21 protein-coding genes are annotated in these 21,139 nt (G+C 62.7%); 17 read left to right on the top strand and 4 right to left on the bottom strand.

Features of this window, described 5'->3' with window-relative positions:
• Positions 1-6: 6 nt before the first annotated feature.
• From OPV09_RS18650 to OPV09_RS18635, 4 genes are all read right to left on the bottom strand, one after another.
• Positions 7-1,383 carry a tetratricopeptide repeat protein gene (locus tag OPV09_RS18650; RefSeq protein WP_070304940.1) on the bottom strand — a complete coding sequence of 459 codons (1,377 nt, stop codon included), beginning with the start codon at positions 1,381-1,383 and terminating at the stop codon, positions 7-9.
• Complete coding sequence (gene mshL, locus OPV09_RS18645; protein WP_338679066.1) at positions 1,380-3,329, bottom strand: pilus (MSHA type) biogenesis protein MshL; 1,950 nt, start codon at positions 3,327-3,329, stop codon at positions 1,380-1,382. Before mshL (OPV09_RS18645) ends, OPV09_RS18650 begins: the two co-directional genes overlap by 4 nt.
• A gap of 107 nt (positions 3,330-3,436) precedes the next feature.
• Entirely contained in the window at positions 3,437-4,810 is a 1,374-nt protein-coding gene (locus OPV09_RS18640; protein ID WP_338679065.1) for an ExeA family protein, read from the bottom strand.
• Positions 4,807-5,535, bottom strand: a complete 729-nt coding sequence (locus OPV09_RS18635) for an ABC transporter ATP-binding protein (RefSeq protein ID WP_338679064.1) — start codon at positions 5,533-5,535, stop codon at positions 4,807-4,809. Before OPV09_RS18635 ends, OPV09_RS18640 begins: the two co-directional genes overlap by 4 nt.
• A 213-nt stretch (positions 5,536-5,748) precedes the next feature.
• Here OPV09_RS18635 and OPV09_RS18630 point away from each other — a divergent pair, with 213 nt between their 5' ends.
• The 17 genes from OPV09_RS18630 to OPV09_RS18550 all read left to right on the top strand — a co-directional run bounded on the left by OPV09_RS18630 (position 5,749) and on the right by OPV09_RS18550 (position 21,081).
• A complete protein-coding gene (locus tag OPV09_RS18630) occupies positions 5,749-7,452 on the top strand; it encodes a GspE/PulE family protein (protein ID WP_070305056.1) in 1,704 nt (567 codons plus the stop codon).
• Between the two features lies 1 nt (position 7,453).
• Complete coding sequence (locus OPV09_RS18625; protein WP_070305054.1) at positions 7,454-8,689, top strand: type II secretion system F family protein; 1,236 nt, start codon at positions 7,454-7,456, stop codon at positions 8,687-8,689.
• On the top strand, positions 8,689-9,195 hold the full coding sequence (locus OPV09_RS18620) for a type II secretion system protein (protein ID WP_051991622.1): 507 nt from the start codon (positions 8,689-8,691) through the stop codon (positions 9,193-9,195). Before OPV09_RS18625 ends, OPV09_RS18620 begins: the two co-directional genes overlap by 1 nt.
• Positions 9,196-9,271: 76 nt before the next feature.
• Positions 9,272-9,730 (top strand): type II secretion system protein, encoded by a 459-nt coding sequence (locus OPV09_RS18615; RefSeq protein ID WP_319991317.1) that lies wholly within the window; start codon positions 9,272-9,274, stop codon positions 9,728-9,730.
• A gap of 143 nt (positions 9,731-9,873) precedes the next feature.
• On the top strand, positions 9,874-10,413 hold the full coding sequence (locus OPV09_RS18610; protein ID WP_319991318.1) for a prepilin-type N-terminal cleavage/methylation domain-containing protein: 540 nt from the start codon (positions 9,874-9,876) through the stop codon (positions 10,411-10,413).
• Positions 10,400-10,966, top strand: a complete 567-nt coding sequence (locus tag OPV09_RS18605; protein WP_338679062.1) for a type II secretion system protein — start codon at positions 10,400-10,402, stop codon at positions 10,964-10,966. The genes OPV09_RS18610 and OPV09_RS18605 overlap by 14 nt, the downstream gene beginning before the upstream one ends.
• Positions 10,963-11,892: a prepilin-type N-terminal cleavage/methylation domain-containing protein gene (locus tag OPV09_RS18600; protein WP_338679061.1), complete on the top strand. Its 930-nt coding sequence runs from the start codon at positions 10,963-10,965 to the stop codon at positions 11,890-11,892. Before OPV09_RS18605 ends, OPV09_RS18600 begins: the two co-directional genes overlap by 4 nt.
• The gene (locus OPV09_RS18595; protein WP_319991321.1) at positions 11,889-12,317 is read left to right on the top strand and encodes an agglutinin biogenesis protein MshP; all 429 of its coding nucleotides are present in this window, start codon (positions 11,889-11,891) and stop codon (positions 12,315-12,317) included. Before OPV09_RS18600 ends, OPV09_RS18595 begins: the two co-directional genes overlap by 4 nt.
• A 131-nt stretch (positions 12,318-12,448) precedes the next feature.
• On the top strand, positions 12,449-13,408 hold the full coding sequence (locus tag OPV09_RS18590; protein ID WP_338679060.1) for an agglutinin biogenesis protein MshI: 960 nt from the start codon (positions 12,449-12,451) through the stop codon (positions 13,406-13,408).
• Entirely contained in the window at positions 13,405-14,067 is a 663-nt protein-coding gene (locus OPV09_RS18585; protein ID WP_338679059.1) for an MSHA biogenesis protein MshI, read from the top strand. Before OPV09_RS18590 ends, OPV09_RS18585 begins: the two co-directional genes overlap by 4 nt.
• Positions 14,067-14,765: a type II secretion system protein GspM gene (gspM, locus tag OPV09_RS18580; protein WP_338679058.1), complete on the top strand. Its 699-nt coding sequence runs from the start codon at positions 14,067-14,069 to the stop codon at positions 14,763-14,765. The genes OPV09_RS18585 and gspM overlap by 1 nt, the downstream gene beginning before the upstream one ends.
• On the top strand, positions 14,750-15,151 hold the full coding sequence (locus tag OPV09_RS18575) for an MSHA biogenesis protein MshK (protein ID WP_219329954.1): 402 nt from the start codon (positions 14,750-14,752) through the stop codon (positions 15,149-15,151). The genes gspM and OPV09_RS18575 overlap by 16 nt, the downstream gene beginning before the upstream one ends.
• A 38-nt stretch (positions 15,152-15,189) precedes the next feature.
• The gene (gene mshL / locus OPV09_RS18570; protein ID WP_034756218.1) at positions 15,190-16,974 is read left to right on the top strand and encodes a pilus (MSHA type) biogenesis protein MshL; all 1,785 of its coding nucleotides are present in this window, start codon (positions 15,190-15,192) and stop codon (positions 16,972-16,974) included.
• A complete protein-coding gene (locus OPV09_RS18565) occupies positions 16,975-17,877 on the top strand; it encodes an ExeA family protein (RefSeq protein ID WP_034755331.1) in 903 nt (300 codons plus the stop codon).
• A gap of 17 nt (positions 17,878-17,894) precedes the next feature.
• Positions 17,895-18,959: a tetratricopeptide repeat protein gene (locus tag OPV09_RS18560; RefSeq protein ID WP_338679057.1), complete on the top strand. Its 1,065-nt coding sequence runs from the start codon at positions 17,895-17,897 to the stop codon at positions 18,957-18,959.
• A gap of 26 nt (positions 18,960-18,985) precedes the next feature.
• Complete coding sequence (locus OPV09_RS18555; protein WP_331776308.1) at positions 18,986-19,888, top strand: alpha/beta hydrolase; 903 nt, start codon at positions 18,986-18,988, stop codon at positions 19,886-19,888.
• Between the two features lie 95 nt (positions 19,889-19,983).
• On the top strand, positions 19,984-21,081 hold the full coding sequence (locus tag OPV09_RS18550; RefSeq protein WP_338679056.1) for a serine hydrolase domain-containing protein: 1,098 nt from the start codon (positions 19,984-19,986) through the stop codon (positions 21,079-21,081).
• Positions 21,082-21,139: the final 58 nt, after the last annotated feature.

Below are 21,139 nucleotides of genomic sequence, written 5' to 3'. Positions count from 1 at the left end.
TAGTGCTTATTCCTGACGGGGTGTGATGGTGGCCGGCTCGGCCAGTTCGCGCAAGCGCGTTTGCACGACGGCCTGGTCGAACGCGGCCGGCGTGGTTTGCGCCAGGGTCAAGGCGCGCTGGTAATAGGTGGCGGCCAGTTTCGGCTGGTTCAGCCGGTCCAGGCCCACGGCCAGGTTGAAGGCATAGTCGGGATTGCCGGGCGCGGCGCTGTAGGCGCGGAAGAATTGCTGCTGCGCTTCGTTCCAGCGGCGCTGCTTGGCGTACACATTGCCCAGTGCAAACAGCACGGGGCCGCTGTCGGGGGTACGCGCCAGGATGGCTTTCAGTTTTGCTTCGCTCTGCACGACGTCGCCCTGGCGCAGGCCGATCAGGCCGGCCAGCGCTACGCCATCATCAGGATTGATTTCCAGCAAACGCACGTACAGCGACGCCGCCTGCGCGCCCTGGTTCTCGCGCTGGGCCACGGCTGCCAGGCCCAGCAGCGCATCGCGGTTGTTGGCGTCCTGCTGCAGCACGCTTTCATATTGCTGGCGCGCCGCGCCCAGCTGGCCTCCGTTGAAAGCCTGGTAGGCTTGCTGCACGCCGGGGTTGATCTGCGGCGCCGTATCGTTGCGTACTACCTGAATCTGGCTGTTGTCGGGCGCGGCCACCGGTGGCAGGCTGGGCGGAGCAGGCGGCTGCAGTTGCGCCAGCTGGGCGGCCACGGCCGCTTGCGCGGCGGCTTGTATCATCGCCTGCTGTTCCGCTGCGCCGGCCGGCTGGCGCTGTTCGCGCGGCATGTCCTGCGGCAGCGGTGCGGGCGCCGTGGCATCCGGCAGGGCGCCGCCGGCCCCGGGCAGCACCACGATGGGCCCGGCAACGCCGGACGTGCCCGGGGCGTCCGTCAGCGGCATGGGTACGCCGGGCAGGTTGGCGCCCGCGCCGGGGCTGCTGCTGGCGCGCCAGTACCAGTACGCCATGGAGCCGGCCACCAGCAGCAGGATCGCCAGCAGCACGGCCAGGCGCACGGTGGCCGGGTCGACGCTGATGGGACCGGTGGGACCTTTCGGCGGCGGATTGCTGCGGCTGGCGCGTGGCTTGGCGGGCGGCGGTTCCGGACGGGCGCGTGGTGGCTCGGGGGGCGGGCCGGCTTGCGGACCGGGCTGGGCGCTACTCGACTCGGGCTGCGGCGCCGGAGCGTCCGGCAGCGGTTCCAGGCGCAGGGTGCTTGCCGGCTGCACGGGCGGTGGCGCAACCGGCGCGGGACGGGGCGGCGGGGCGTCGGCCGGCGCCAGTTCCAGCACCTGGTCGTAGGCTTCGGACGGCTTTTCCAGTTCCTCGTCGGAAAGGCTGTTCTGCTTGGCGCGCTCGGCTTTCTTGAGCGCCTGCATCAGCAAGCTCATGGGACGTCTCCCTGCAGGCGTGCCTGCGGCTGGACGGCGGGCGCCGGCGGGCCATCCGTGTACGGCTGGCTGTTGAGCGGCGCCTGGCCGGGCAGCAGATAACGGTAGTCGCGGTAATCGCCCTCGACGCTGGCATCCTTGACGACGACGGGGCGCATGAAGATCACCAGTTCCGTCTTGCTGCTTGCTTCATTGCGATAGGTAAACAAATTGCCGACCAGGGGCAGGCTGGACAGGCCCGGCACGCCATCCTTGGCATTGTCGACGGAGTCCTGCATCAGGCCGCCCATCACGGCGATCTGGCCATTGCCCACTTTCATGATCGATTCCAGTTCGCGCGCCTGGATCACGGGCACGCGGTTGCGCACGTTTAGCGCGGCCAGGGCCGGATTCGGGTCCTGCTCATAGCCGACGATGCGCGTGATGGTGGGGCGCACGTTCAGGGTCACTTCATCGCTGTCGGAAATCTGCGGCGTGACGCTCATGACGAAGCCGACGGGCACGGTTTCCAGTTTCGATTCATACGTGGCGGGCGTGGTGATGGTGCCCGTCGAGCTGATCACGGCAGGCGTTACCTTGATGGTAAAGAAGACATTGTTGTCGACCACCTTCAGCATGGCCGTCTGGTTGTTGAGCACGCTGATCTTCGGGCTGGACAGCACTTTTACCTTGCCGAACGACTCGAGCAGCTGGATGGTCGTGCTGAAACTGTCCTTCAGATAATTGAGCACGAAGATACCCGGCGTGGCGCCGGGCGTGACGCCGCTGCTGAGGGCAGTCGTACCCACTTGCTGCTGCCGCAACTGCAAGCTGCCCGTCAGGCGCGACCAGTTGATGCCTTGCTGGTATTCATTGCTCAGGCGCACTTCCATGATGGTCGCCTCGATCAGCACTTGCCGCTTGGCGCTATGCAATACCGCATCGAGGAATTCGGCGATCTTTTCGTGCTGGCGGCCCGTGGCCCGCACGGCGATCAAGCCGCCTTCCACGTTGACGACGACCGACGAGGGGCTGCCCTTGTTGGCCAGTTTCAGCAGCGGCAGGCCGTTCGCGTCGAGCGGCTGGGACGGGGTCGCGTTGCTATTGCCCTGCTGCTGGCCTGGCGCATACTGGCCGCCAGTCTGCATCGGCGCCTGGCTGCCGTATTGATTGCCGGCCTGATTCTGCTGCTGGAAAGGCTGGCCTTGCTGTCCCTGCTGTCCCTGCTGCCCTTGTTGACCGGGCATGCTCGTCAACTGCTGGTTCAGCTGCGCCAGCGGGTCCACCTGCACATCGTTGAGTGTGGTCTCGCGCAGCAGGTCGCGGATATTCTTTTCCAGGCTGTACCAGAAATTATTTTCCGAACGATTCACGACCAGGGTGGTCGAGTTGTTATTGCCGTTGCCGCCGCTGCCTTGCGTGCCGCCGACGGGGTTGCTGGCGCTGTTCGACCCGCCGCCCGCCGTGGAAATTTGCGTGGCGATATTCACGCTGCTGTTGGTGCTGCGCGCCATGTTGACGTAATCGACCTTGTAATTGCGCCATACGGGCGCGTCGGGCAATACCGTCAGGTTCTTGCCATCGATTTCGTAGCGCATATCGACTTGCTTGCCGATACGCGTCAGCAATTGCGGCAGGGTCTGGTTCAGCGCATTCAGGGTGACGCTGCCTTCGATCTGCGGGTGGATGTCGACATTCATGCCCGCGTCGCGCGCCAGCGCAAACAGCAGCGACTGCACGGGCACCTTGTGCACGGTGACGCTGTAGGTTTCCACTTTGGGCGCAGGCAGGGGCGCGGCCAGCGCGCTGCTTTGCTGCACCGGTTCGGGAATGGCGCCGGCTGGGCGGGGCGGGGTATTGATGTGGGCAGGCGACAGCGGCGTTTGATGCGTGGCGCAGCCGGACAGCACGGTGCTGCAGGCGAGGGCGACCCAGGAGGCCAGCACAGGAATAGGGTGTTGATTCATGGAAAGTTCGCCCTTGAAGTCGTGTTGTGCTTTTGTAATTTTACCCAGCATGATCGCCTAAAAGCAATCGGCTGTGCAGGCCAGGAAGGCAATATACCGAAATAAAGTCAGGGGGCGCCACGTCCCGTTTGTGCCGGTGTCACGGCTTTCATTTCCGTGCGGATACTACCTATGTCGTTAAGCAATATTTTCTGTGGCGACGTTGGGGCCAGCCGGGCCCAAACAGCTTCGGCGCTGGCCCGGTCGGCGAAGCTGCCGTAGACGATATCCAGGCGCTCGGCGGCGTTCGCGGACGCCGCGCCGGGCAGGCGAAACACGTGCAGGTCGCGCAAGCCGATGGCTTGCTGCGCCTGCTGCAGGAATGCTTCCGCCGCGGCCGTTTCGGTGGCGGGCAAGCTGGTGATGTGCAGCACCAGTTGCTGCGGTCCTTGCCGCGCCAGCCAGCCGCGCGATTCGGCCAGCTTGCTGTCGAGCAGCGTCGACGGTGCTGGCTGCGCTGGCCGCGGTGTACGTGGGACTGCTGCCTGGCCCGGCATCAGCCATTGCCACAGCAGCGCAGCGGCCAGCAGCAGCATCAGTGCGCTCAAGGCGCCCGCCACCAGCTTGCCCGCATGCCAGGGCGGGCGGTGGAAGGGACTGTCGGCAATGGCCAGGCGCACGTGGCGTGCGCCGATTTCCTGCGCATCGTCCGCAAACGCGGCCAGCAAGGCCTTGTCGGCCAGGATATTGACCCTGCGTACGATGCCTTGCGCCGCGTGCGCCAGCCGGCGCAGGGCGGACGGTGTGAAGACGAGCGGCGCCATGCGGCCGGCGGCGGCCAAGCGGCAGGCCAGATAATCGTTCAGCAAGGCTTGCGGCAGGCGCGGCACGGTAAAACTGTGGGTGATGCGTTCCTTCAGTTGGCGGAACTGGGGCAAGTCCAAGGTGTGCTGCAATTCCGGCTGGCCAAACAGGACGATCTGCAGCAGCTTGTGGCTGGCCGTTTCCAAATTCGTCAGCAGGCGCAGCGCTTCCAGGGTGGCGCCCGGCATGGCTTGCGCTTCTTCGGCCAGCAGTACCACCTGGCGCCCCGCCGCATGCCGGGCGATCAGCTCGCCGTGCAGGGCGCGCAGCACGGCATCGGCGCGGCAACCGTCCAGTTCCAGGCCCAGTTCGGCGGCGATGGCGTGCAGGACTTCGTCCGGCTCCAGGCAGGGATTGAGCAGGTACAGCACGTCGACCTGGGGCGGCAGGCGCTCGGCCAGCATGCGGCACAGCATGGTCTTGCCGCTGCCCACTTCGCCCGTCAGCTTGATGATGCCTTCGCCTTGCGTGACGGCATACAGCAGCGCGTCGAGCAGTTCGCCCCGTGTATTGCCCCTATAAAAAAAGGCCGGGTCCGGCGTGATGCCGAACGGCGCCGTGCGTAAGCCGAAATGGCGCAGATACATGCCGTGCGGCGATGGCGCGTAGTGGCTGGAAACCTGCGTGTCGGCGTTCATGTCGCGATGCAATTGAGGAAAGCCTGCTCCAGGCTGGCGTCTTCCGCGCCGCCATGGCGGGCGCGGCATTCGGCGGGCGTGCCTGTAAACACGATGCGGCCCGCATGCAGGATGGCCATGCGGTCGCACAATTCTTCCACGTCGGCCAGCGCATGCGAAGTGAGCAGGGCGCCACGGCCTTGCGTTCGCGCTTGCCGCAGCACTTGCTTGAATTGCGCGCGCGCTTTCGGGTCGAGTCCACTCATCGGTTCATCCAGCACCAGTTGCCGCTTGCCCGACAGCAGGCACGCGGCCAGCCCCAGTTTCTGCATCATGCCTTTCGAATACTCGCGCGCGGGGCGCAGCAGGGCGTCCGGCGCCAGGTCCAGTGCGCCCGCGACTTGCTGCACGGCTTGCGCATCGGGGCGCACATCGTGCAGGCGCGACAGGTAGCGCAGGAAGTCGCCGCCCGTCAGGTAATACGGCGCCTGGAAACGTTCCGGCAGAAACGACAGCGGCTGGCGCGCGGCGCCGTGCCTGTGCGGCTGGCCGAAAATGGCGATGTCTCCCCGCTCGGGCGCGCAAAAGTCGAGCAGGCATTTCAGCAGGGAAGTCTTGCCCGCGCCATTCACGCCGACCAGGCCGAACAGTTCCCCCGCGCGCACCTGCAGGTCGATGCCGCGCAGCACGGCGCTGCCCGCCAGTTGCAGATGCACGTTGTGGAACTCGATGGCGCAGGCGTTCATAGGGGCAATGGTCGGCAGGAAAGGCGGTGAACGACCGCCATTATTGCCACGGGCGCAGGTGGGCGGCAAGCGTTTCCTTGCAGTGTGTTGAAATGCGCAAAAATCAAACGTTGGAATGTATTTTCTTTAAGAAACAACAGGTTCTGGAATAAAATACCTGCGCGCGCCGCTGGCGTGTATCGTCTGTGGAATTTGTTTGTCGAGGAGTATGCAATGGCAAGGCCAGAGAAAGTCCGGCTCGGTGAAATTTTGGTGCAGCAGAAACTGCTGACGGAAGAACAGTTGGGCCAGGCCTTGACGGAACAGAAGCGTTCGGGACGCAAGCTGGGCCGCGTTTTTGTCGAGCACGGCTTCGTTACGGAAGAGCAGATTTCGGGCGCGCTGGCGCGCCAGCTCGACATTCCCTACATCAATCTGAAGTTTTTCAACATCAATCCCGAACTGGTGCGGCTGCTGCCGGAAACCCAGGCGCGCCGTTTCCGCGCGCTGGTGCTGGAAGACCGCCGCGAGGGTTTGCTGGTCGGCATGTCCGATCCGACCGACCTGTTCGCGTACGATGAAATTTCGCGCCTGGTCAAGCGCCAGATCGAGCTGGCTGTGGTCAATGAGACGGAAGTGCTGGCCGCCATCGACCGCATCTACCGCCGCACGGAAGATATCTCGACCCTGACGCGCGAGCTGGAGCAGGACCTGGGCGACGTGTCCGTCGACTTCGGCGCGCTGGCCGCCAATCCGGGCCTGGAAGAGGCGCCCATCGTCAAGCTGCTGCAATCGGTGTTCGAGGATGCCACGCAGGTGCGCGCTTCGGACATCCACATCGAGCCGCAGGAAGGCCGGCTGCAAATCCGTTTCCGCATCGACGGCGTGCTGCACCTGCAGACGGAAGCGGACAGCAAGATCGCCAGTTCGCTGGCGCTGCGCTTGAAACTGATGTCGGACCTCGATATTTCCGAAAAGCGCTTGCCGCAGGATGGCCGTTTCGCCATCCGCGTGAAAAACCAGCGCATCGACGTGCGTATTTCCACCATGCCCACGCAGTACGGCGAATCCGTCGTGATGCGCTTGCTGAACCAGGGCGGCACGACCTTGCGCCTGGACGCCATCGGCATGCCGCCCAAGCTGGTGCAGCAGTTCCGCGCCATCGTCAGCCGCCCGAACGGCCTCGTGCTGGTAACGGGGCCGACCGGCAGCGGCAAGACGACGACTTTGTACTGCGCCTTGTCCGAACTCAATTCCGTGGAAAAAAAGCTCATCACGGTGGAGGACCCCGTCGAGTACCGCTTGCCTGGCATTAACCAGGTGCAAGTGAACGAGAAGATCGAGCTGAACTTTGCCAGGGTGCTGCGCTCGGCCCTGCGGCAAGATCCCGACATCGTGCTCGTCGGCGAGATGCGCGACCAGGAAACGGCGCAAATCGGCCTGCGCGCCGCCATGACGGGCCACTTGGTGCTGTCGACCCTGCATACGAACGACGCCATCAGCACGCCGCTGCGCCTGATGGACATGGGCGTGCCCCGCTACATGGTGGGCAGCTCGCTGCAAGCCGTGCTGGCGCAGCGCCTGGTGCGCGTGATCTGCGAAAGCTGCAGCACGCCGTACCAGCCCACGCCGAACGAATACGAATGGCTGCGCCTGGAACTGGGCGAGCTGGTCGAGCGCAACCAGTATTTCCACGGCAAGGGCTGTTCGCATTGCAACGGCATGGGTTACCGGGGCCGCACAGGCGTGTACGAATTACTGGAAATCACGCGCGCCGTGGCCGATGCCGCCAACCATGCCGACCCATCGCATTTCATGAAGGTGGCGACGGCGCAGATGGCGGGCGAAACCTTGCGCCGCCACGCCGTGCAACTGGTGGTACAGGGCCGCACGACGGTGATGGAAGCGATGCGCATCAGCAACCAGAGCGAGGATTGAGGTGCCGTTTTTCTCCTACAAGGCACGTAGCGCCAGCGGCGAACTGCTGACCGGCGTGATGGAAGGCGCCGACAGCGGCGCCGTGGCCGACCAGTTGATGGCGGGCGGCAGCACGCCCGTCGATATCAGCGCCACGAAACAGACGGTGACGAAGGCCGGCGCCAACCAGCTGGGCTGGTGGGCCAGGCTGACCGAGAAAAAAGTCACGCCCATGGACGTGCAGCTGTTCAGCCGCCAGCTGTACACCCTGCTCAAGGCGGGTGTGCCCATCATGCGCGGCCTGGCCGGCTTGCAGGAGTCCGCCATCAGCCCAGCGTTCGGACGCATCATCAAGGATGTGCGCGAGTCGCTCGACGCGGGGCGTGAGCTGTCGGCCGCCATGGCGCGCCATCCCACGATCTTCACGCCGTTTTACTTATCGATGGTGCGCGTGGGCGAAATGACGGGGCGCCTCGACGAAGTGTTCCTGCGCCTGTTCAACCACCTGGAATTCGACCGCGACATGCGCGCGCGCGTGAAAACGGCGACGCGCTACCCGACCTTCGTCGTCTTCGCCATGCTCGCCGCCATGATCGTGGTGAATATCTTCGTCATTCCCCAGTTCGAGAAAGTGTTCGCCAGCTTCCACGCGGAACTGCCCCTGATGACGCGCATCCTGATCGGCACGTCGCGCTTCACGGTGACGTACTGGCCCATCCTGCTGATGCTGGGCGTGGGCGGCTTTTTCGGCTGGCGCGCCTGGCTGCGCACGAAAGAGGGCCTATATAAATGGGACCGCGCCAAGCTGCGCCTGCCGATCGCCGGCAAGATCATCCTGAAGGGGACGATGGCCCGCTTTGCGCGCAGCTTTGCCTTGTCGAGCACGAGCGGCGTGCCCATCGTGCAGGCGCTGACGGTGGTGTCGCAAACGGTCGACAATACTTACCTGAGCGCGCGCGTGGAACAGATGCGCGACGGTGTCGAGCGGGGCGAAAGCATCTTGCGCACCTCGGTCGCGGCCGGCGTGTTTACGCCCGTGGTACTGCAGATGATCGCCGTGGGCGAAGAATCCGGTTCGCTCGACGACCTGATGGACGAGATCGCGGACATGTACGAACGCGAAGTCGACTATGAATTGAAGACCCTGTCGGCGCAGATCGAGCCGATCTTGATCGTCTTCCTCGGCGCCATGGTGCTGGTGCTGGCGCTGGGCATCTTCTTGCCGATCTGGGACCTGGGCCGGGCGGCCCTGCACTGATGGCAAAGCCGTTCCGCCAGCGCGGTTTCACCCTGTTCGAGCTGGCGGTGGTGGCGGGCGTGTTCGCCATCCTTGTGGCGGTATTGTTGAACCGGGTCGGCTATTACCAGCAGCAGGCGCAGCAGGTGGCCGTGGCCCAGATGCTCGGCGTCTTGCGCACCAGCTTGCGGGTGCAGGTGCTGCAGCTGTACCTGGCGGACCGGCGCGACAGAATGCCGGCGCTGGCGCGGCAAAACCCGTTCGACTGGCTGATGGATAAACCGGCCAACTACCTGGGCGAGTTCGCGCAGCCGGACCTTGCAAAATTACCGGCAGGGAATTGGTTGTACGACAAAAAAGAACAAAAAATTATCTATTTGTTTAGTAATGGCAATATTTTTCCCACTACAAGGGTTGATTCAGTGAAATTTAAGGTAACCTTGCCGGGTGCGGACGCCGATCTTGACAAGCTCTCCCGGGAGCCCGATATCGTGGTGTGGAAATCGCCGGACTCGGCAGCAAACTGACGCGCTTCCTGGTCCGGTGCGGCGACAGTTTCATGGCGTTGGTTTTAATGTTTTTATTTGATTTTGGAGAGCAGGTATGAATAAGTCTTTACGTAGTATGAAAAGCGGCGCCCAGGCAGGTTTTACCCTGATCGAACTGATCGTCGTCATCGTGATCCTCGGCATCCTGGCGGCGACGGCGATTCCTAAATTCATCGACATGTCGACCGATGCGCGTATTGCCAAGATGAATGCGGCGGTAGGCGCCATGAAGGCGGGTGCGGCGCTGTACCATGCGCAGTGGCTGGTCAAGGGCTCGGTCGATACGCCGAAGGTGCAGATGGAAGGCAAGGAGATCGAGGGTGCATTTGGCTACCCGACAACTGCCAGCATCATCGATGCTGCAGGCTTGACCGATCCTGATTACAAGTTTTCCGGTGGTGTCGTGACGCCTGATGCAACGCGTACAGGGTGCAAGGTTACCTATGTCGCCCCTACTGCCGCAGGTGGCGCGCCGACCATCACGCCTGCTCTGGATATTGCAGATTGTAAATAATTTGCACTGATTTGCAAGGATGGCCAGCTAATGCCCGGCTTTCCTTGCGCACCACCAGCCCAACCCCAGGCGCCAGCCCGTTGGGCTTTTTTACGGGCCATCCATTGCAGCAGCCACCGACAGTTTGTCCGCATCGCCACGCAGTGCCGCCAGGCTCGCTGAGGCGTACGCCTGCGCGCGGCTTTACCTTGATCGAACTGGTGGCCGTGATGGTGATCGCCGGCCTGCTGGCGACCTTTGCCGTCAACCGGTTTTTCCAGCGCGACACTTTTGATGTGCGCAGTGCCAGCGATCAGGTGGCAAGTATCGTGCGCTATGGGCAAAAGCTTGCGGTAGCGCAAAACCGTCCCGTGTATGTCCGCATCAATGCCAAAAGCATGGCCCTGTGTTTCACGCAGGCCTGTGACAGCCCGGCCAGCCGCACCGTGCCACCCACTGGCACGAACAGCGGCAGCAAGGAAACCCTGCTCGCTTGCGGCGGGTGGAGCAACTGGCTGTGCGAAGGATGGCCGTCGTCCGTCACGCTGTCGGACGGCCCCGCCGGCTTTTACTTTGACCCGCTGGGGCGTCCGTATTACACGGTGTATGGCGATTTTCGCGAGATACTGGTGCTGGCCGTGGCGGGTGGCGGGCAGCAATACCAGATCAAGGTATCACCGGAGACCGGCTATGTGTACCGCTAGGCGCCATGCCGCCAGGCGCACCCAGGCCGGCGTGACCTTGATCGAACTGGTGCTTTTCATCGTCATTGTGGGCGTAGCGGTGGTGGGCATCCTCGGCGTGATGGACCTGACGACGCGCAACAGCGTCGACCCGCAGCTGCGCAAGCAGGCGCTGGCCATTGCGGAAGGCATGCTCGACGAAATCGAGGGCGCGCGGTTTACTTTTTGCGCAGTGAACGACCCGGCAGCCGAGACGGCCATCAGTGTGGCCGACTGTGGTGTCGTGGAGGCGCCCGGGATACAGGGTGGTGCAACGCAGCGGCCTTATGACAACGTCAACGATTACGTGGCCAAGGATGGCAGCGCCATCACGTACACCACGGATGTGGCCGGCAATCCTTTTTCATCGCTTGCCAACCAATATGCGGCGACAGTCAGCATGAATTCCGTCGCGCTGAACGGCATCGCGGCACCGAATGTGCTGCATATCCAGGTCAGCGTCGCTTATGGCGACAAGCAGCAGGTCGTGCTCGACGGCTACCGCACGCGCTACGCGCCGAACAGCATCCCATGAATATCTATTTTTCCCGGCGCCGCGCGCGCGGCTTTACCCTGGTGGAGATGATCATCGTGATCGTCATCACCGGCATCATCGGCGGCATGGTGGCCATGTTCATACGCCTGCCCGTGCAAGGTTATGTTGATGCCAATGCCCGCGCCGACCTGGCCGACGTGGCCGATACGGCCGTGCGGCGCATCGCGCGCGACGTGCGTCTTGCGCTGCCCAATAGTGTGCGTGTCAGCACGAATGGCAAGTACCTGGAGCTGCTGCTGACGAAATCCGGCGGCCGCTACCTGTCTGAGGATGATCCGCCAGGCCTCGGGGCCGTACTGGCTTTCAATCCCGTCGGCCCTGGTGTCGATCCCAATCAATTCACTGTCGTCGGAAACGTGCCGGCGATCGCGCCCGGCGACTTTATTGCCGTCTACAATATGGGCGATAACCTGCCGGACGCCTACGGCTGTGCTGTCAACGGCGGCATTTGCAATCTGGCGCAGGTCGCGGCTGTCAGCGGCGCCGTGGTGACCTTGCAGGGCAATCCCTTCCTCGCGCAGTCGCCGCAAAAATTTCCTTCGCCATCGCACCGTTTTCAGGTCGTGACGACGCCTGTCAGCTATGTTTGTGATCCGCAGACCGGTACCCTGACGCGCTATTCCGGCTATACCATCCAGGCAGCGCAGCCGCTCAATGCGGCGGCTGCGCCGCTGTCGACTGCTCCTGTGCGTGCCTTGCTGGCGCAAAAAATCCTGAAGAACACGCTTGGCAGGTCTGGCGTTCCCGCGACGGAAGCAACTCCGCCCGAAGGTTGCTTTACCTATGAAGTACTGAAAAATGTGCCGCGCGGCTTGCTCAGCATCGTGCTGAGCCTCGGCGCGGAAAACAGCAACACGGGAACGCTGCGCCTGGTGCAGCAGGTACAGGTCAGCAATACGCCATGACGACATTTTCCTTGCGCCGCATGCGCGGTTTCAGCCTGGTCACGGCGATTTTCCTGTTGGTGGTGCTGGCGGGTCTGGGCGCCGCGATGGTGAATATTTTTACCCTGCAGCAGGTTGAGTCTGCACTGGACGTGCAGGGCGTGCGCGCCGAGCAGGCCGCCCGTGCAGGTATCGAGTGGGGCGTGTACCGGCAGTTGGTCGATGGACAGTGTGATCCCGTCAAGTCGTTTGCCTTGCCTGCAGGCACCTCGCTGTCTATCTTTTCCGTCAACGTGCAGTGCAGTCGCGGCACCGGTCCCGGCACCTTGACCAGTTGGACCATCACGGCCACCGCTTGCAACCAGCCTGGGCCTGCCGGCTGCCCGAACGCGGGCAATAACCCCGATTACGTCCAGCGCCGCCTGCAAGCCGTGTTGTCGCAGTAAGGTCAACTGCGTGAAAAAAAGATCGCTAATTTATTGTTTTTACACAATAAAGTTGGCTTCATGAATTAAAATTGGCTGGATGCATTAACTGCGCGACAAGATCGGGCAGGCACTTACACTGGATAGTTCGCATGGGTTTATTCGCAAGAGCAAAGAAGTACGATGGCTGGCTGGCCACGGCGTTTGGCCGCGAGGGCGTCAGCGCTGTCGTTGTCGAACGTCCCGCCGGCGGGATGCCGCGCGTGCTGCGTGCCAGCTACCAGGCGGCCGCACGACCGGCGCCGGCCGAGGTGCTGGAAAAACTGGGCAAGGAGCTGCAGGCCCCCTCGCGCCATTGCACCAGCGTGCTGGCTGGCGGCGAATACCAGCTGCTGTCGCTGGAAGCGCCGGCCGTGCCGCGCGAGGAGTTGAAGACGGCCGTGGGCTGGCGCCTGAAGGATATGCTGGACTTTCCGCTGGCCGACGCCACTATCGACGTGTTCGACATTCCCGGCGATCCGAACGGCACCCAGCGGGGCAGCAGCGTGTTTGCCGTCGCCGCGCGCAACAGCGCCGTGTCGCGCCGCCAGGCGCAGTACGCCGAATGCAAGATCGGCCTGTCCGTGATCGATATCCCCGAAATGGCGCAGCGTAATATCGCCACCTTGCTGGAAACGCCGGGACGCGGCATCGCCGTGCTGTTCTTCGATGGCGACGGCGGCTTGCTGACCATGAGTTTCAATGGCGAGCTGTATCAGGCGCGCCGCATCGACGTGACCCTGGCACAATTGCAGTCGCCCGACGCCAGCCAGTACTACGACCGCGTTACCCTGGAACTGCAGCGCTCGTTCGACCACTTCGACCGCCAGTTCCATTTCATTTCGCTGGCCCGCTTGATGCTGATGACGGGCGCCAGCGATGGCTTGCACGCCTACCTGGCCGACAATCTCTACATGCCCGTCGAGCAGCTGGACCTGGCCACCGTGCTGGACTTGTCGCAGGCCGCCGAATTGCGCGATCCCGCCATGCAGGCGCGCTACTTCCTGGCCATCGGGGCTGCCTTGCGCGAGCTTGGCCCGCATCCGGGCAAGCACGAAGGGAAGGGCGCATGAGCCAGCAGATCAATCTGTTCAATCCCCAGTTTGAACTGAAACAACACCATATGTCGGCAAGCACGGCCGGCCTGGGCCTGTGCGCGCTGGCGCTCGTCTTGCTGGTCCTGGGCGTGCTGGCCCGGCAGGCAATGGCCGGCCTGGAACAGCGCGAAGCGGGCGTCAAGGCGGCGCTGGCGCAAGTCGAGGCGAAGCGCGACCAGATTTTGCGCGATTACCCGCCACGCAAGAAAGATCCGGCCCTGGCGCAGGAACTGTCGGCCGTCGAGGCGCAGCGCCAGTTGCTGCAGGACGCTTCAAGCGTGCTGGACAGCGGCAAGCTGGGCAATACCCTCGGCTATGCCGGCTATTTCCGCGCGCTGGCGCAGGCCAGGGTCGAAGGCGTATGGCTGACGGGCGTGAACATAGCCGGCGCCGGCAATGACTTCGGCTTGCAGGGCCGCGCCTTGCACGCGTCGCTGCTGCCTGCGTACATCACGCGCCTGGGCCAGCAGGAGGTACTCAAAGGCAAAACCTTCGGCAGCCTCGACATCAGCCAGCCCGAGCAGCCGGCCGTGGCCGAGGGCAAGGCGGCCAGCCTGCCGTATGTCGCGTTCAGCCTGCAGTCGGCGGAGCGTGCCGCCACGCCGGCCAAACCTGTTGCGGGAGGAACACGCTGATGCTGCCCTTGCTGAAGAAATGGGCCACCGCCTTCGACGCTCTCAGCCTGCGCGAGCGGCTGATGGTATTTGGCGCCGGTGCGGCCGCCATCCTGTTCGTGTTTTATTTCATGAGCCTCAATCCCTTGCTGGCGAAGCACGCAGCGCTGGAAGCGAGCATTGCGCAAAAGCAAAGCCTGTTGACCGCGACGAACAAGGAAATCGAGCTGACCATGCTCGCCCATGCCACCGATCCCGACAAGGAAGCGCGCGCGCGCCTGCTGGCCCTGCAGGCGGAAACGGCATCTCTGGCGCAGGCGCTGCGCGAGAAGCAGCATGGCCTGGTGGCGCCCGAGCGCATGGTTACCTTGCTCGAGCACCTGCTGCGCCGGCACGCGGGATTGCGCCTGGTGTCGCTGAAAACCTTGCCCGGCAGCGCAGTCGGCGCACATCAGGCTGAAACGGCGAACGGCGAGCCGGCAGCCAAGGCGGATGCAGCCAAGGCGCCGGCCCCGGCGCCGTTGCTGCACCAGCATGGCGTGGAAGTGGTGCTGCAGGGCAGCTATGCGGACATGGTGCAATACATGCAGGCGCTGCAAGCGATGCCGACGCGGGTCTTCTGGGGCGCCGCCCACCTCGACGCTGCCAGCTATCCAAGCGCCACCCTGACCCTGACCTTACATACCCTCAGCATGGACGACACATGGATCGCACTCTGACCTTTGGTCCCGCGCTGCTGGCGCCTTTGCTCATGCTGAATCTGGCATGGCCTGGCGCGCAGGCGCAGGCGCTCGATGATCCGACGCGTCCGCCCGCGGCCCTGTGGGCGCCCGCCAGCGCCGCGCCTGTCGTTGCGGCCCGGCCTCAGCTGCAATCGGTGCTCATTTCCACCCAGCCGGGCGGACGCCGCCTGGCCGTCATCGATGGCCAGACGGTCAAGGTCGGCAGCAGGGTGGGCGACGCCGTGGTGACGGAGATCCACGACACGGCAGTGCTGTTGCGGCGTGGCAAATCACTGGAAACCTTCAAGCTGTACCCGAGCAGCAAGACCGATAACAAGGCCGATCGCAAGACCGATAGCAAGACCGGCAGCAAGCAGGAGTAGAAGAAGTGGCCAAGCAACTCAATCAACACAAGGCGAGCATGTTCAAGATCAGTACGATGGCGGCTGTCATCAGCGTCAGCCTGGGCCTGGGCGGCTGCAATGTCGCGCCCGTCAAGCGCGACACCTACAATGCGATCTCCGATGCCGTCAAGGGCGCGGCGGCCACCACGGCGCCAGCGGCCCAGCCCGATGCCGTGGAAGCGGCGCTGCTGCCGCCCGTGGCGGCCCTGGCCCAGCAATTGCCAAAGGCCCGCGCCGCGCTCGACGAGCGCTTCAACGTGGCGTTCAACAATGTGCCGGCGCGCCAGTTCTTCACTTCCATCGTGGCCGGCACGCGCTACAACATGCTGGTCCACCCTGACATCGGCGGCACGATTTCCGCCAACCTGAAGGACGTGACCCTGTTCCAGGCGCTCGATGCCGTGCGCGAACTGTATGGCTACGATTACAAGGTCGAGGGCACGCAGATCTACATCAAGCCCTTGACCATGCAGACGCGTTTGTTTCACGTCAATTACCTGACGGGCGCGCGCCGCGGCAGTTCCAACCTGCGCGTCTCGTCGACGTCCGTGGGTTCGGTGGGCTCGACCAATTCGGGCGGCTCGGGCAATGGCGGCAATAACAACCAGGGCAATAACCAGAATAACGAGCAGAACCAGCAAACCAATGGCGGCCAGGGCGGCCGCACCCTGGACAGCAGCAACCTGACCACCTCGTCGACGGCCGATTTCTGGCCGGAATTGAGAGCGGCGCTGGAAGCCATCGTCGGCAGCAGCGAAGGCGGGCGCCAAGTGGTGCTGAGCCCGCAGTCGGGCGTGATCGTCATCCGCGCCATGCCGGAAGAGTTGCGCAATGTCGACATGTACCTGAAGGCCACGCAATTGTCCGTCGACCGCCAGGTGATACTGGAAGCGAAAATCCTCGAAGTCGAGCTCAACGACAATACGCAGACGGGCATCAACTGGGCCTCGTTCGCCTCGATCAAGAGCGGCCACACGAACCGCATCTCGACCGGCTTCATCCAGCCGGGCGGCACCCTGGCGCCGCTGCCGTTCAACGGCGGCCAGCCGCCCAACATGACCACCGGCAATGGCCTGACGGCCAGCAGCGGCTTTGGCCTCAGTTCGGCGGCCAACGCGGCCGGTTCCATGTTCGGCCTGGCTTTCCAGACGGCCAATTTTGCCGCCATGATTTCCTTCCTGGAATCGCAAGGTTCCGTGCACGTGCTGTCGAGCCCGCGTATCGCCACCATGAACAACCAGAAGGCCGTGCTGAAGATCGGCACGGACGAGTTTTACGTGACGGGCGTGTCGACCACGACGAACACGACGGCCAGCGGCGCGACGACCAGCCCCAACGTGACCTTGCAGCCATTCTTTTCGGGCGTGGTGCTGGACGTGACGCCCCAGATCGATGCGGATGGCAACATCATCCTGCACGTGCATCCGTCCGTGAGCCAGGTGTCGACCATCAGCAAGGAAATCGACCTGGGCAGCGCCGGTTCGCTGAAACTGCCGCTGGCCGCATCGAGCACGTCCGAGATGGACAGCATGGTGCGCAGCCAGGATGGCCGCATCGTCGCCATCGGCGGCCTGATGCGCCAGGCCACGACGGCGGACCGCTCGCAAGTGCCGGGCGCGGGCGATCTTCCCGTGCTGGGCGCGCTGTTCCGCAACACGGGGCAGGTGATCCAGAAGCGCGAGCTGGTGGTGCTGATCAAGCCGACCATCGTTGATGGCGCCAATAGCTGGAACGAGGACTTGCTCGATTCGGGCAAGCGCATCGAGGCGCTCGACCCGCGCCGGCCGTCGGAGCGGCGCTAAATGTACCAGGCCCATTTCGGCTTGCGCGAGGCGCCGTTCGGCCTCACGCCCGATACCAGTTTCTTCTTCAACGGCCCGCAGTCGCAAAAGGCCCTCAATACCCTGCTGGTGGCGGCGCGCAATGGCGAGGGCTTCATCAAGATCACTGGCGAAGTGGGGACTGGTAAAACCTTTTTGTGCCGCAAGTTCATGCAATCGTTGGGGCCGGATTTCGTCACGGCCTACATCCCGAATCCGAACTTGCCGCCCCGTTCGCTGATCCTGGCGCTGGCGGACGACCTCGATGTGCTGCTGGAGAAAGATGCTGATCAGCATCAGTTGCTCAAGTCCCTCAACCTGCGCCTGCTCAACCTGGCGGCGCAAGGCAAGCGCGTGCTGCTGTGTCTGGACGAAGCGCAGGCGATTCCCGTCGACAGCCTCGAAGCGCTGCGCCTGCTGACGAATCTGGAAACGGAAAAGCGCAAGCTGCTGCAAATCGTGCTGTTCGGCCAGCCGGAACTCGACGTCAAGCTGGCCCTGCCGGAAATCCGCCAGCTGGCGCAGCGCATCACCTTTCACTACCACCTGGGTCCGCTGTCGCGCGACGACGTGGATTTCTATGTGGCGCACCGCCTGCGCGTGGCCGGCTTCGATGGCGCGCGCCTGTTCAGCCGTGGCGGCGTGCGCAAGCTGTACCAGGCTTCCGGCGGCATTCCGCGCCTGATCAACATCATGGCGCACAAGGCGCTGATGGTGGCGTATGGCGAAGGGCGGCAGCAGGTCAGCGGGCGCCACGTGGCGCTGGCCGCCAGCGATACCCTGGCCAGCAAGCCGCGCTTCTGGCAGAAGCCCTGGCCATGGCTGGCCGGCGCCGGCGTGCTGGCCGCCGCCTGCGGCGTGAGCTGGACTTTATTGAACCGATGACGAAGATGAGCCTGTAGATGAGCCTGATTAACAAGATGTTGCAAGACCTCGATGCGCGCGGCACCCCCGATGGACGCGGCGACGCGGCCGGCATCCGCTCCGTGCCCGAACGCGAGCGGGGCCTGCCGCGCGCGCTGGTCTTCGGCGGCGCTGCCGGCTTGACGGCCGCCGCCATCGCCCTGGGCTGGGTCTACCTGAAGCGCCCGGCCGTGCCGCCCGTGCTGATCAATGTGGCCAGTACGCCTGTTCTGGCACCGGCACCGTTGCCTGTCGTTGCAACCGCTCCCGTGGTGGCTGCACCAGTTGCGCCCGTCGTGGCGGCTGAACCCGAGCCCGTGTTCCAGGCCGAGGAAGTTGCCCCCGCGGCCGCCAAGGCGCGGCCCGCCGAGTTGCGCCGCATCGTGGAAAAAGCGGCCAAGCCTGCCGCTGCGTCGGTGGTAAAAACGCCAGCACCGGCCGCCAGCGAGCGCATCATCGACGGCAAGCACGTCACTGCCCAGCAGCGCGTGGAGAACGAATACCGGCGCGCGCTGGCCCAGTTGCAGGATGGCCGCGTCTCCGACGCCATGCTGGCCTTACAGCAGACCCTGCAGCTGGACCCGCGCCACCAGGGCGCGCGCGAAACTTTGGTGCGCCTGCTGCTCGAAGCGCAGCGCCCCGACGAGGCGGCCCGCCAGTTGCAGCTGAGCCTGGCATTGGACCCGAAACAGCCGGCGCAAGCGATGATGCTGGCCCGTCTGCAGCTGGACAAGGCCAACGGCGGCGTGGCCGCACTCGATACCCTCACGCGCAGCTTGCCGTATGCGACCGACAACGGCGAATACCACGCCTTCCTGGCCGGCGTGCTGCAGCGCGAACAGCGCTACCGCGAAGCATCGGAACATTATCAGCAGGCCCTGCAGACGGCGCCCGACAACAGCGTCTGGTGGATGGGCCTGGGCATCGCCTTGCAAGCGGACAACCACCCAGCCCAGGCACGCCAGGCGTTCGAGCGGGCCAAGGGCTTGCAAACCCTGTCGCCGCAATTGCAGGCGTTTGTCGAACGCAAATTGGTGCAACTGACGGCGGCTGCGGCGAAGTAACTTTTACCTCAATGAAAGACACCAGCTTGAAACCTCGCAATCTGCTCATCGTCCTGTGCTGCCTGGCCAGCAGCGCCCTGGCCGCACCCGCCAGCCCGCCTGCCAACTACGTGCTGGAAAATACGGAAGTGCGCGACATCCGTGCACAAGCCCTGAAACGCGACTATCAGCTATATGTCGCCTTGCCCGATTCCTATCGGCAGGGAAATAAACGCTATCCGGTGCTGTTCGTCGTGGATGCCAATTACTCGTTCGCCATCGTGCGCAATATCGCGCAGCGCCTGAACAAGCATGCGGGGATGGAAGAAGTCGTGGTGGTCGGCCTGTCGTACGCCAACGGCGATGGCGGGGTGTACAGCCGCCGCCGCGACTACACGCCCACCACGCCGCGCAAGCACGACTACCGCTCGGACATGCCGGGGCGGCAACCGGCGTTTGGCGAAGCGAAGGCGTATGGCCAGTTCATCTCGGGCGAGGTGTTTCCCTTTATCGCCAGTAACTATCGCGTCAACATGCAGCGCAAGGTCTTCATCGGCCATTCCTACGGCAGCCTGCTGGGCCTGCAATTCCTGCTGACGGAACCACGCACCTTCGAGCACTACATCCTCGGCAGCCCGTCGCTGTGGTACGACGCCGGCGTCATGTTCGACCGCGAGCAGGCGTATGCCGCCAGCCACAAGGACTTGCCTGCATCCGTGTTCTTCGGCATCGGCGGCCTGGAAAAGCTGGCGGCGGGCAAGAAGCGTTCGCGTTTGGAGGAAGAGGCCGACATGCTGGCCGACTTGCGCGAGTTCGATGGCAAGCTGAAATCGCACAAGTACCCTGGCCTGAAGACGCGCTTGCGCGTGTTCGAGGATGAAGACCATGCGAGCGTGTTTCCCTTTATTTTGACGCATGGCTTGCGCGCGTATTTGAAGTCTTCAAACTGACGGCTTTGGTGCTGACCGTTTGAATTCGCAGCCACGCAGTGGGCGGGGGTATAATTTCCCCAGTTGAAGGTTGTAAACCAAACGACAATATCCCCATGAAAACTTCTGATGCTGATAAAAAAGCGACTTCGCCACTGAAAATATTGGCGATTTCATTTCTATTGACAAACGCTGTATTCGCCAATGCCCATGCTGAAGGTAATTCATCTGCGGACAAGTCGGGTGACTACGCTGTGGAAATTGACAGCTTGATCAAGGAAACAAGCCCTAGAAGTTTCAATGGGGTGATTCTCATCACGCAACATGGGAAAACAATATACTCAAAAGCCTATGGTTATGCGGATTTTGAAAATAAGGTGCCGTTGAAACTGGACGATAACTTCAGGATCATGTCGAATAGCAAGCAGATCACGGCAGCGTTGATTTTGCGGGAAGTTGAAAAAGGCAGGATCGACTTGCATAGTCCCGTTAGAAAATACTTGCCTGATTTGCCGCAGGCGTGGGCCGACAAAGTGACCGTGCATCAGCTGCTCAACTTTTCGGCAGGAATCACTGAGATTGACCAGCCACTGAGCTTCCAGCCCGGGACGGATTTTTTATACGGCGTGACAACGTACGCCATGCTGGGACATATTTTTGAAAAAACAAGCGGGAAAAAGTATATCGAAGCGGCAAATGACTTGTTCAAAGAGCTGGCAATGGACAATAGTTTTTGCTATGAGGAAGGCAAGAATAATAACGTCATCAATGGGTACGTCAATTCGAAAAATGTATTCGAATTGAAAGTGCATCCGGTTCAGGGGCAAGGCTGGGTTGATTTTATTCCCGCTGGAGGCATTGTTTCAAATGCAAGGGATTTGAATGCATGGGATGAAAAACTTCATAAGGGGAAAATCTTAAAGCCGGAAACCTACAAGCTGATGACAAATTATGACATATCCAGTCAGCACGTCGCTTTCGGTGCTGAAAAAAATGGCTATGGTTATGGTGTCTATGTCAGTGACAAGACGCCGATCAAATACATCGGCCACTCCGGAAAAGGCTTGGGCTTTGCATCAATCAAAATGTATTTCCCTGAAAAAGATGTCGACGTTGTTGTCCTGGAAAATCAGTTCAGCGAAGACAGCGCCCTTCATTACTATTTTGAAATAAAAATAAGAGAAATAGTGATGAATAGCAATCTTTTGAGATAGTAAAGATCACTTCGAATCATCAATTTTGCAGGCTGCCTGCGAAACTTGTCATCAAGGC

This window comes from Janthinobacterium sp. TB1-E2 (genome assembly GCF_036885605.1).
In the GTDB taxonomy this organism is placed as follows: domain Bacteria; phylum Pseudomonadota; class Gammaproteobacteria; order Burkholderiales; family Burkholderiaceae_D; genus Janthinobacterium; species Janthinobacterium aestuarii.
Note: the sequence above shows the minus strand (reverse complement) of the source record. Positions and strands in the feature narration are given on the sequence as shown.

Bases quoted from the DNA above. Each gene is read 5' to 3' on its own strand.
- OPV09_RS18650 (WP_070304940.1), bottom strand. From the start codon at position 1,383: ATGAGCTTGCTGATGCAGGCGCTCAAGAAAGCCGAGCGCGCCAAGCAG.
- mshL (WP_338679066.1), bottom strand. From the start codon at position 3,329: ATGAATCAACACCCTATTCCTGTGCTGGCCTCCTGGGTCGCCCTCGCC.
- OPV09_RS18640 (WP_338679065.1), bottom strand. From the start codon at position 4,810: ATGAACGCCGACACGCAGGTTTCCAGCCACTACGCGCCATCGCCGCAC.
- OPV09_RS18635 (WP_338679064.1), bottom strand. From the start codon at position 5,535: ATGAACGCCTGCGCCATCGAGTTCCACAACGTGCATCTGCAACTGGCG.
- OPV09_RS18630 (WP_070305056.1), top strand. From the start codon at position 5,749: ATGGCAAGGCCAGAGAAAGTCCGGCTCGGTGAAATTTTGGTGCAGCAG.
- OPV09_RS18620 (WP_051991622.1), top strand. From the start codon at position 8,689: ATGGCAAAGCCGTTCCGCCAGCGCGGTTTCACCCTGTTCGAGCTGGCG.
- OPV09_RS18615 (WP_319991317.1), top strand. From the start codon at position 9,272: ATGAATAAGTCTTTACGTAGTATGAAAAGCGGCGCCCAGGCAGGTTTT.
- OPV09_RS18605 (WP_338679062.1), top strand. From the start codon at position 10,400: ATGTGTACCGCTAGGCGCCATGCCGCCAGGCGCACCCAGGCCGGCGTG.
- OPV09_RS18600 (WP_338679061.1), top strand. From the start codon at position 10,963: ATGAATATCTATTTTTCCCGGCGCCGCGCGCGCGGCTTTACCCTGGTG.
- OPV09_RS18595 (WP_319991321.1), top strand. From the start codon at position 11,889: ATGACGACATTTTCCTTGCGCCGCATGCGCGGTTTCAGCCTGGTCACG.
- OPV09_RS18590 (WP_338679060.1), top strand. From the start codon at position 12,449: ATGGGTTTATTCGCAAGAGCAAAGAAGTACGATGGCTGGCTGGCCACG.
- OPV09_RS18585 (WP_338679059.1), top strand. From the start codon at position 13,405: ATGAGCCAGCAGATCAATCTGTTCAATCCCCAGTTTGAACTGAAACAA.
- gspM (WP_338679058.1), top strand. From the start codon at position 14,067: ATGCTGCCCTTGCTGAAGAAATGGGCCACCGCCTTCGACGCTCTCAGC.
- OPV09_RS18575 (WP_219329954.1), top strand. From the start codon at position 14,750: ATGGATCGCACTCTGACCTTTGGTCCCGCGCTGCTGGCGCCTTTGCTC.
- mshL (WP_034756218.1), top strand. From the start codon at position 15,190: ATGTTCAAGATCAGTACGATGGCGGCTGTCATCAGCGTCAGCCTGGGC.
- OPV09_RS18565 (WP_034755331.1), top strand. From the start codon at position 16,975: ATGTACCAGGCCCATTTCGGCTTGCGCGAGGCGCCGTTCGGCCTCACG.
- OPV09_RS18560 (WP_338679057.1), top strand. From the start codon at position 17,895: ATGAGCCTGATTAACAAGATGTTGCAAGACCTCGATGCGCGCGGCACC.
- OPV09_RS18550 (WP_338679056.1), top strand. From the start codon at position 19,984: ATGAAAACTTCTGATGCTGATAAAAAAGCGACTTCGCCACTGAAAATA.